The 8,749-nt window shown below is 61.8% G+C and carries 9 protein-coding genes and 1 pseudogene; all 10 read left to right on the top strand.

Translation table 11 applies throughout. The features are described from left to right. Positions 1-810 (top strand): annotated as a pseudogene (locus B2W52_RS18135) (NADH-quinone oxidoreductase subunit NuoG); the annotation flags it as partial. Further along, entirely contained in the window at positions 807-1,784 is a 978-nt protein-coding gene (gene nuoH / locus B2W52_RS18130) for an NADH-quinone oxidoreductase subunit NuoH (RefSeq protein ID WP_008169464.1), read from the top strand. The pseudogene B2W52_RS18135 and the gene nuoH, both read left to right, overlap by 4 nt. Before the next feature lie 9 nt (positions 1,785-1,793). Further along, entirely contained in the window at positions 1,794-2,354 is a 561-nt protein-coding gene (nuoI, locus tag B2W52_RS18125; protein WP_286803846.1) for an NADH-quinone oxidoreductase subunit NuoI, read from the top strand. Between the two features lie 18 nt (positions 2,355-2,372). After that, entirely contained in the window at positions 2,373-2,897 is a 525-nt protein-coding gene (gene nuoJ / locus B2W52_RS18120; protein ID WP_008169466.1) for an NADH-quinone oxidoreductase subunit J, read from the top strand. Then, complete coding sequence (nuoK, locus tag B2W52_RS18115; protein WP_008169467.1) at positions 2,894-3,202, top strand: NADH-quinone oxidoreductase subunit NuoK; 309 nt, start codon at positions 2,894-2,896, stop codon at positions 3,200-3,202. Before nuoJ ends, nuoK begins: the two co-directional genes overlap by 4 nt. Positions 3,203-3,204: 2 nt before the next feature. Further along, positions 3,205-5,067, top strand: coding sequence for an NADH-quinone oxidoreductase subunit L (gene nuoL, locus B2W52_RS18110; RefSeq protein WP_104270592.1), 1,863 nt, complete (start codon positions 3,205-3,207; stop codon positions 5,065-5,067). Beyond that, the gene (nuoM, locus tag B2W52_RS18105) at positions 5,064-6,587 is read left to right on the top strand and encodes an NADH-quinone oxidoreductase subunit M (RefSeq protein ID WP_092031080.1); all 1,524 of its coding nucleotides are present in this window, start codon (positions 5,064-5,066) and stop codon (positions 6,585-6,587) included. Before nuoL ends, nuoM begins: the two co-directional genes overlap by 4 nt. Further along, a complete protein-coding gene (gene nuoN / locus B2W52_RS18100; RefSeq protein WP_414673516.1) occupies positions 6,584-8,029 on the top strand; it encodes an NADH-quinone oxidoreductase subunit NuoN in 1,446 nt (481 codons plus the stop codon). The genes nuoM and nuoN overlap by 4 nt, the downstream gene beginning before the upstream one ends. 135 nt (positions 8,030-8,164) lie before the next feature. Then, a complete protein-coding gene (locus B2W52_RS18095) occupies positions 8,165-8,485 on the top strand; it encodes a P-II family nitrogen regulator (RefSeq protein WP_092031077.1) in 321 nt (106 codons plus the stop codon). A 19-nt stretch (positions 8,486-8,504) separates the two neighbouring features. Beyond that, positions 8,505-8,749: NAD(P)-binding protein (locus B2W52_RS22375; RefSeq protein ID WP_414673515.1), on the top strand; the 245-nt coding region annotated here is incomplete at its 3' end.

Below are 8,749 nucleotides of genomic sequence, written 5' to 3'. Positions count from 1 at the left end.
AGCTGGCGCTGGTTACACACCCTGGCCGCCGGGCTGCGGGGCGAAGCCCCCGGGGATATCAGCCTGGATCTGGCCACCCGGGCCTGCGCCGGGGCCCATCCAGGCCTGGCCGGGATTGTGGATGCCGCGCCCGGGCCCGATTATCGCATAGAGGGCCTGCGGCTGGCCCGTGAGCCCCAGCGTTACAGCGGCCGCACCGCCATGCGCGCCAACCTCGATGTAAATGAACCCCGCCCGCCACAGGATACCGATACACCCTTCGCTTACTCCATGGAAGGCTACAGCGGATTTGACCGGCCCCGGCAGCAGATACCTTTCGCCTGGGCGCCGGGCTGGAATTCCCCGCAGGCGTGGAACAAGTTCACCGATGAAGTGGGCGGTCACCTGCGCGGAGGGGACCCGGGCATAAGATTGATTCGGCCTCAGCCCGGCCATCGCGAATACCCCGACCCGGTCTTTGATGACGGCGCCACTGACAGCAGCGGGCTGCGGGCGCTGGTGTTGCCACGGGTGTTCGGGGGCGAGGAAACGTCTGCCCGGGCTGAACCTGTCCGGCAGCGGATGACCGCGCCGGTGGTCATCCTGGCCCGCCCGGATGCCGAGGCGCTGGGCGTGCGCGACGGCGACAGCCTGACGCTGCTTGGTGTGCGTGAGGGCGACAGCCTGATGCTGTTTGGCGGTCCGGACATTACGGTATCGGAGCAGGAAAACTGGCCCCCCGGCTGGGCTGGCCTGCCCGCGGGATTGTTGCCCGGCCTGGGGCAGGGCGCGACACTCACTTTAGGAAAACCCACGGGAGGTGAGTCATGAGCTGGTGGACTCCACAACTGGCAGCCACTCTCTGGGCCATGTTCCAGGCGCTGGTGATCCTGCTTGCCGTGGTCGTGGTGGGAGCGGCACTGACCGTGGTCGAACGTCGGCTGCTGGGCCTCTGGCAGGATCGTTATGGTCCCAACCGGGTAGGGCCATTCGGCACTCTTCAACTGATTGCCGATATGCTGAAGATCTTTTTCAAGGAAGACTGGACTCCGCCCTTTGCCAGCCGCGCCCTGTTTATGCTGGCACCCAACCTTGCCTTCGCTTCCCTGCTGCTGTCTTTCGTTATTATCCCCATAACACCGGGGTGGGGGGTGGCGGACATGCACATCGGGCTGCTGTTCTTCCTCGCGCTGGCCGGCATCAACGTCTACGCGGTGTTAATCGGTGGCTGGGCCAGTGGCAATAAGTATGCCTTGCTCGGCGCGTTGCGAGCCTCGGCCCAGACCCTGTCCTACGAAGTGTTCATGGGGCTGTCGCTCATGGGTGTGGTGGCCATGGCCGGCTCCTTCAACCTGCGCGACATCGTCGCGGCCCAGGAAGGCCTGTGGTTCGTGATTCCCCAGTTCCTGGGTTTCGTCACATTTCTGATCGCCGGCATCGCGGTGACACACCGCCACCCTTTCGACCAGCCGGAGGCGGAACAGGAACTGGCGGATGGTTACCATGTCGAGTACTCCGGTATGAAGTTCGGCATGTTTTTCATTGGCGAATACGTGGGCATGGTGCTGGTTTCCGCGCTGATCGTGACATTGTTTTTCGGCGGCTGGCAGGGCCCCTGGCTGCCACCCATTGTGTGGTTTGCCCTCAAGACCAGCTTCTTCCTGATGCTGTTTATCCTGCTCCGGGCATCGCTGCCACGGCCCAGGTATGACCGGGTGATGAGCTTTGGCTGGCGGGTGTGTCTGCCGCTGACCCTGGTCAATCTGCTGGCTACCGGGGCGGTGCTGCTACTGACCGGTTCATAGGGAGGAAAGATGGGAAAAAACAAGGTGTTGTCGGTGTTATGGCTGATACCGGCCAGTTGGTCGCTGTTGCGTACCATGTGGATGGTATTCATGCACGGCTTCCGCAAGCGGGAAACCGTGAACTATCCGGAAGAGGAGGTTTATCTGCCTCCCCGGTACCGGGGCCGCATCATACTCACCCGGGATCCGGACGGCGAAGAACGATGCGTGGCGTGCAACCTTTGCGCGGTGGCCTGCCCGGTGGATTGTATTTCCCTGCAGAAAGGTGAAAAAGACGACGGCCGCTGGTATCCGGAGTTCTTCCGCATCAACTTTTCCCGTTGCATTTTCTGCGGCATGTGTGAAGAGGCCTGCCCCACCTCCGCCATCCAGTTGACACCGGATTTCGAGATGGGCGAGTACCAGCGTCAGCAGTTGGTGTACGAGAAGGAAGATCTGCTGATCAACGGCCCCGGCAAGGACCACGACTACCACTTTTACAAGGTTGCCGGCATGGCTATCGCCGGCAAGGATAAAGGTGAGGCACAGAACGAGGAGGTCCCGGAGGATGTCCGTACGCTTTTACCCTGACCAAAAAAGGAACTACTGATGGAACTGGGATTCTACCTTAGCGGCCTGGTGGCGGTGCTGGCCACGGTCGGTCTTATCAGCGGCTCCAGTCCGGTGCATGCGGTGGTGTACCTGATTGTTTCGCTGATTGCCGTCGCCCTGGTGTTCTTCGCCCTGGGTGCGCCCTTTGCCGGTGCTCTCGAGATTATCGTCTATGCCGGCGCCATAATGGTGCTGTTCGTGTTCGTGGTGATGATGCTCAACCTGCGTCCGGAGGCCAAGCGGGATCCCCTGTGGCTACGTCCGGGCTACTGGCTCGGGCCGTCGCTGCTGGCTCTGGTGTTGCTGGTGGCGCTGGTGGCGCTGATCAGCGACGGGCAGGCAGGCATGACCATTGACGGTGAGCTGATAACCGCCCGGGACATCGGCCTCACCCTGTTCGGCCCATGGCTGATAGTGGTGGAGCTGGCCGCCATTCTGCTGCTGGCGGCGCTGGTGACGGCGTCCCACGTGGGCCGGCGCAACAAACCCCGGGGCAATCGCAACCGTGGAGGCACCCGATGACTGGTATCCCGATGGAGCATGGCCTGATCCTGGCCGTTATTCTGTTCAGCCTGGGGTTGGCCGGGTTGATGCTGAGGCGCAGTATGCTGTTCGTTCTCATGAGCCTGGAAGTCATGCTCAATGCCGCCGCGCTGGCCTTTGTGGTGGGCAGCACCGCCTGGAACCAGCCGGACGGGCAGGCCATGTTCCTGCTGGTCATCACCCTGGCGGCAGCCGAGGCCAGCGTCGGCCTGGCGCTGATGATACAGCTTTACCAGCGTTTCCGTTCACTTGAGCTGCACGAAGTCAGCAGGATGCGTGGATGATGATGGCTGCGACTTTACTGTCATTTCTGTTACCTCTGGCCGGTGCCATTGTTCTCGGCTTTTCCGGCGGGCGGCTGGGACCGCGGGCCAGCGCGGCCATTGGCGTGGGCAGCGTGGGGCTGGCCGCGCTGGCCACCGCCTGGGCGCTGCTGACCTTCTCCGGCGACAGCCAGGGGTTCACGCTCTGGACCTGGGTTTCCGTGGGCGAGTTCCAGCCGACCATGGGCGTGGTGGTTGATCGTCTCTCGCTGGTCATGATGTCGATCATCACCGGCGTGGGTTTCCTGATTCACCTGTTCGCTGTCTGGTACATGGTGGGCGAGGCCGGTATAACCCGCTTCTATGCCTGGATGAACCTGTTTGTGTTCAGCATGCTGGTGCTGGTGCTGGCCGATAACCTGCTGTTGCTGTTTCTCGGTTGGGAAGGCGTTGGCCTTTGCAGCTACGGCCTTATCGGCTACTACTATCAGAACGAAGCTAATGGGCGGGCGGCGTTCAAGGCGTTTATCGTGACCCGCACAGGTGACGTATTCCTTGCCCTGGGGCTGTTCCTGATCTTCGTGGAACTCGGCACCCTCGATATCGGATTGGTGCTGGAGCAGGCACCACGGGTCTGGGCCGAGGGGAGTGTCACTGCCAATCTTGCGGCCTTGCTGGTCCTTGGCGGTGCCCTGGGCAAGTCTGCACAGGTGCCGCTGCACACCTGGCTGCCGGATGCCATGGCAGGCCCCACTCCGGTGTCGGCCCTGATCCACGCGGCCACCATGGTGACCGCCGGCGTTTATCTGATTGCACGCCTGAACGGGCTGTTCCTGCTGGCACCGGATGTGATGTGGCTGGTGGGCATCATCGGAGCCCTGTCGCTGTTGCTGGCGGCCTTCGCGGCCCTGGCCCAGACCGACATCAAGCGGGTGCTGGCCTATTCCACCATGAGCCAGATCGGCTACATGTTCCTGGCGCTGGGGGTCGGGGCGTTTGACGCGGCCATTTTTCACCTGATGACCCACGCCTTCTTCAAGGCATTGCTGTTCCTTTCAGCCGGGGCCGTTATCATCAGTTGCCACCATGAACAGGATCTGAGCCGGCTGGGTGGGCTCTGGCGCAAACTGCCGGTCGCCTATGCCGGTTTCCTGGCGGGGGGCGCGTCGCTGGTGGCATTGCCGCTGGTAACCGCGGGCTTCTTCAGCAAGGACGAGATTCTCTGGCAGGCCATGGCCTCGGGCCACTACGGACTGTTCGCGGCGGGTCTGACCGGAGCCGTGCTAACCGGCCTGTACACGGTGCGGCTGATCCTGGGCATTTTTCATGGCCAGCCCCGCAGTGATCATGCACGCCATCCCCGGCCGGGCACCAGTCCCCTCAGGCATCACCTGCCTTTGGCAATCCTGGCCGTGCTTTCCACCTTCGTTGGTGCCTGGCTGTACCCGGGGCTTGAGGTGGTGTTCCCGCCGCCCCCCGATGATGCCACGAACGCCGGCCACACCCTGTTTCAGTTCCTGGCGACCGGAGCGGTGCTTGCTGGCCTGGCTCTGGCTGGCTGGCTGTTCCTGGCGCGGCGCCGGTGGCTTGACGCAAAGGTCGGTCGGGGCCTGGGGGCGCGGCTCTGGATTCTGTTCAACCGGGCCTGGGGCTTCGATGCCCTGTTCGACCGGACACTGGTCCGGCCCTGGCAGACCCTGGTACGCGTGCTGCGTTTCGACTTTATTAACCTGGGGATGAACCTGCCGGCCGTGATTGCCCGCCTGTGCAATGCGGGCCTGGTGCGGTCCCAGGACGGCCAGCTGCGGACTTACGCCAAAGTGATGGTATTCGGTGCCACGGTGATACTGGTTGGCCTGGTAATGACTCAGGGAGGTGGCGCATGATTCTGTTCTGGCTGATTCTGATTCCCTTCCTCGGTGGCATGCTGTGCTGGCACTCGGAGCGTTGGGGCGAACAGGCGCCGCGCTGGATTGCCCTGGCCACCATGCTGTTCGTGCTGGCGGTCAGCGTCGTGCTTTGGGCAGGCGGTGATTTCAGCGCCTATGGCACCGGCGAGAGACCGTGGCTGCTGGAGTGGCGAGTCCCCTGGATTCCTCGTTTTGGCATCGAGATTCATCTGGCTCTGGACGGCTTGTCGCTGATCCTGATTGCGCTGACCGGCTTTCTCGGTGCCTTGGCGGTACTTTGCTCATGGAAAGAGATTGTCGAGCGGGTGGGCTTTTTTCATCTGAATCTGCTGTTTGTTCTGGGCGGCGTGGTGGGTGTGTTTCTGGCGCTGGACCTGCTCCTGTTCTTCCTGTTCTGGGAAGTGATGCTGGTACCCATGTATTTTCTGATTGCCCTCTGGGGGCACAGCGGCTCCCCGGGGCAAACCCGGATTCGTGCCGCCACCCGCTTCTTCATCTACACCCAGGCCAGCGGCCTGCTGATGCTGGTGGCGATCCTTGCGCTGGTGTTCGTGCATTACACCAGCTCCGGCGAGATAACCTTCAGCTATGACGCACTGTTGAATGCCGACGTGCCCGACAATCTGTCCTTCTGGATTATGCTCGGGTTTTTTATTGCCTTTGCGGTGAAGCTGCCTGTCGTGCCTTTTCATGGCTGGCTGCCGGATGCGCACGCCCAGGCGCCCACTGCCGGCAGCGTGGACCTTGCGGGCATTCTGCTGAAAACCGCCGCCTACGGCATGCTGCGCTTTGCGATTCCGCTGTTTCCGGAACAGTCCCAGGCCTTTGCGCCGGTGGCCATGGCGCTGGGGGTCGTGGGTATTATTTACGGCGCGGTCCTGGCCTGCGGCCAGCAGGATATCAAGCGGCTGATTGCCTATGCCAGCATATCCCATATGGGGTTCGTGCTGATTGCCGTTTATTCCGGATCCGAACTGGCGATCCAGGGCGCAATCGTACTCATGGTGGCCCATGCGTTCTCCAGTGCCGCTCTGTTCATTCTCAGTGGCCAGCTCTTTGAACGCATTCATACCCGGGATATGCGTCGCATGGGCGGGCTCTGGGGCCGAATACCGGTGTTGCCCGGCGTGACCTTGTTTTTCCTGGCGGCCTCTCTGGGGATGCCCGCCACGGCCAATTTCCTTGGCGAGTTCATGGTACTGTTCGGTACCTTCCGCAGCGCTCCGGTGGTGGTGGTCATCGCCAGCGCCGGGCTGGTGCTTGGCGCGATCTATTCACTGCTGATGATGCAGCGGGTGCATTTCGGTCGCGAACAACAACCGGGCCTGCTCGCGGGTCCGGATGTGCGGGAGTACGGCATGATGTTGGCCTTGATCGGACTCACCCTGGCAGTGGGCCTGAATCCGCAACCCCTGCTTGATACCACGGCGTCAATGGTCCGGCCGGTGGCGGACCTGTTCATGGCGGGCCCGGTCCGGGCAGGAGGGATGAACTGATGCTGACCCTGATCGATCTTGTGGGGCTGCTGCCCCTGCTTATTGTCGCCTCGACAGCCGTACTGGTAATGCTGGGCGTCGCCTGGCGACGCCACCACGGTGGTACCGCGGCGGTCACTGTCAGCGGTCTGGCCCTGGCCCTGGCGAGCCTGCCGCTGGCCTCGGCCGCGCCCTCTTCGCCGCCGCTGATGATCTTTGACGGCCTTGCCCTCTTGGGCAGCGCGCTGGTGTTGGTGAGCGGCCTGTTTATCGCCGCCATGAGCCATGGTTACCTGGCCGGCTACAGGGGGCCGCGGGAAGAGTTTTACCTGCTGTTGCTTTGCGCGGTAACGGGTGCCCTGGGCCTTGTGGCCAGCAACCACCTGGCCACCCTGTTCATCAGCCTTGAATTGCTGTCGATGCCTTTGTACGGCATGGTGGCGTACAGTTTCCGGACAGAACGGTCCCTGGAGGCGGGGATCAAATACCTCATATTGTCCGCCGCCGCCACCGCCTTTCTGCTGTTTGGCATGGCGTTGATCTATGCCCGCACCGGCCACCTTGAGCTGACGGCACTCGCCGCGGGGGTTGCTGGCAGTCCGGACCCCTGGATTCTGGGCGGCGCCGCACTGTTACTGGTGGGGCTGGGGTTCAAGTTGTCCATCATACCGTTTCACCAGTGGACACCGGACGTATACCAGGGAGGTCTGGCGCCGGCGACCACTGTGCTGGCCACGGTGAGCAAACTGGCGGTGTTTCTGGTATTACTGCGGCTGGTACTGGTGGCCCCGGTCTTCGGCAGTGGATGGCTCCTTGGCCTGATCAGCCTGCTGGCTCTTCTCAGCATGTTCGGTGGCAACCTGCTGGCCCTGTTCCAGCCTGACCTGAAGCGCCTGCTGGGCTACTCTTCCATCGCCCATATGGGCTACCTGCTGGTGGCCGTTATAGTAGGTGGCCCCCTGGCGTTGGAAACCACCGGGGTTTACCTGTTCACCTATATTGTGGCCACCATGGGGGCGTTTGGCGTGATTATGCATGTCTCCGGCACTGGCAGTGGCGAGGATGCCTCCGGGTTGCACCATTACAGGGGACTGTTCTGGCACAGCCCCTGGCTGGCAGCATTATTGACTCTGAGCATGTTGTCCCTGGCCGGCATTCCGCTGACCGCCGGATTCTTCGGTAAATTCTATATCATCGCCCTGGGTGTGGAAGGCAGCCGGTGGTGGCTTGTTGGAGGGATCGTTATCGGCAGCGTTATCGGGCTGTTCTACTACCTGAGGGTGATCATCACCCTGTATCTGCGCGAACCGGGTATGCAGCAGGCGGTGGCGGATGCCGGCCGGGGTCGGGTAGAGAAGCTCGCCCTTCTGATTGTTGCCGTCTCAATACTGCTGCTGGGTATTTACCCGGTGCCGTTTATTGACTGGGTGGCGGGTCTCGCCTGGGCGGCCAGGCTTCTTTGACTTAAATCAGTATAGCCCCGGCTGGTTTCAGATTGTTCCCTATTTTCAGTGTCAGTTCAGTTGTGGGTGATTAACTGTCTTTTCAAGCCGAAGAACCGGAGCGATCCTTCTTCAGCTCACTGACGAGGAGGCGAAATGAATACGAAGTTTTGCAAAGTGACTGCGATCTTCTCCAGTCTGGACTTGAAGAAAGTAGAGGATGCGCTGATCGCGGCTGGTTTTTCCGGTATGACTGTGTCTAAAACCCATGGCCGTGGCCGATATAAAAACTACTATGCCAAGGACACCATGGCCGATTCCGTTCGCGTGGAGATATTCACGGAAGCCGAGCAGGCAGACGAGATCGTTGACCTCATTGCCCGGACGGTGCACAAGGGGCTTGCCAGCGATGGAATCATAGCCGTGCTGCCGGTGGAAGACCTGCTGCACATCCGTGACTTCAAGGAGGCCCAGTGATCGGGTATCGCTGTGTTTTATGTCTTTGTGGCAAGGTGAGGGGAAGGCGGGTGCGGACATGATGGGCGTCAACGAGGCTGGGACTGGTATCGGAGCCATGATGTCAGACAACAGAAATGGCGCGGTCGAGATTGCCGGCGCCGGACCGGCCGGGCTGGCGGCCGCCATCACACTGGCGCGGGCGGGGCGATCAGTCATCGTGCATGAGGCCCGGGCCGAGGTGGGTTCCCGCTTCAAACGGGACCTGCAGGGGCTGGAGAACTG

This window comes from Marinobacter sp. UBA2498, from assembly GCF_002341575.1.
In the GTDB taxonomy this organism is placed as follows: domain Bacteria; phylum Pseudomonadota; class Gammaproteobacteria; order Pseudomonadales; family Oleiphilaceae; genus Marinobacter; species Marinobacter manganoxydans.
The sequence above is the reverse complement of the archived record's forward strand: the minus strand, read 5'-3'. Positions and strand labels throughout refer to the sequence as shown.

What these genes read in the sequence shown, in the direction of transcription:
- nuoH (WP_008169464.1), top strand. Translation starts at nt 807, where the DNA reads ATGAGCTGGTGGACTCCACAACTGGCAGCCACTCTCTGGGCCATGTTC.
- nuoI (WP_286803846.1), top strand. Translation starts at nt 1,794, where the DNA reads ATGGGAAAAAACAAGGTGTTGTCGGTGTTATGGCTGATACCGGCCAGT.
- nuoJ (WP_008169466.1), top strand. Translation starts at nt 2,373, where the DNA reads ATGGAACTGGGATTCTACCTTAGCGGCCTGGTGGCGGTGCTGGCCACG.
- nuoK (WP_008169467.1), top strand. Translation starts at nt 2,894, where the DNA reads ATGACTGGTATCCCGATGGAGCATGGCCTGATCCTGGCCGTTATTCTG.
- nuoL (WP_104270592.1), top strand. Translation starts at nt 3,205, where the DNA reads ATGGCTGCGACTTTACTGTCATTTCTGTTACCTCTGGCCGGTGCCATT.
- nuoM (WP_092031080.1), top strand. Translation starts at nt 5,064, where the DNA reads ATGATTCTGTTCTGGCTGATTCTGATTCCCTTCCTCGGTGGCATGCTG.
- B2W52_RS18095 (WP_092031077.1), top strand. Translation starts at nt 8,165, where the DNA reads ATGAATACGAAGTTTTGCAAAGTGACTGCGATCTTCTCCAGTCTGGAC.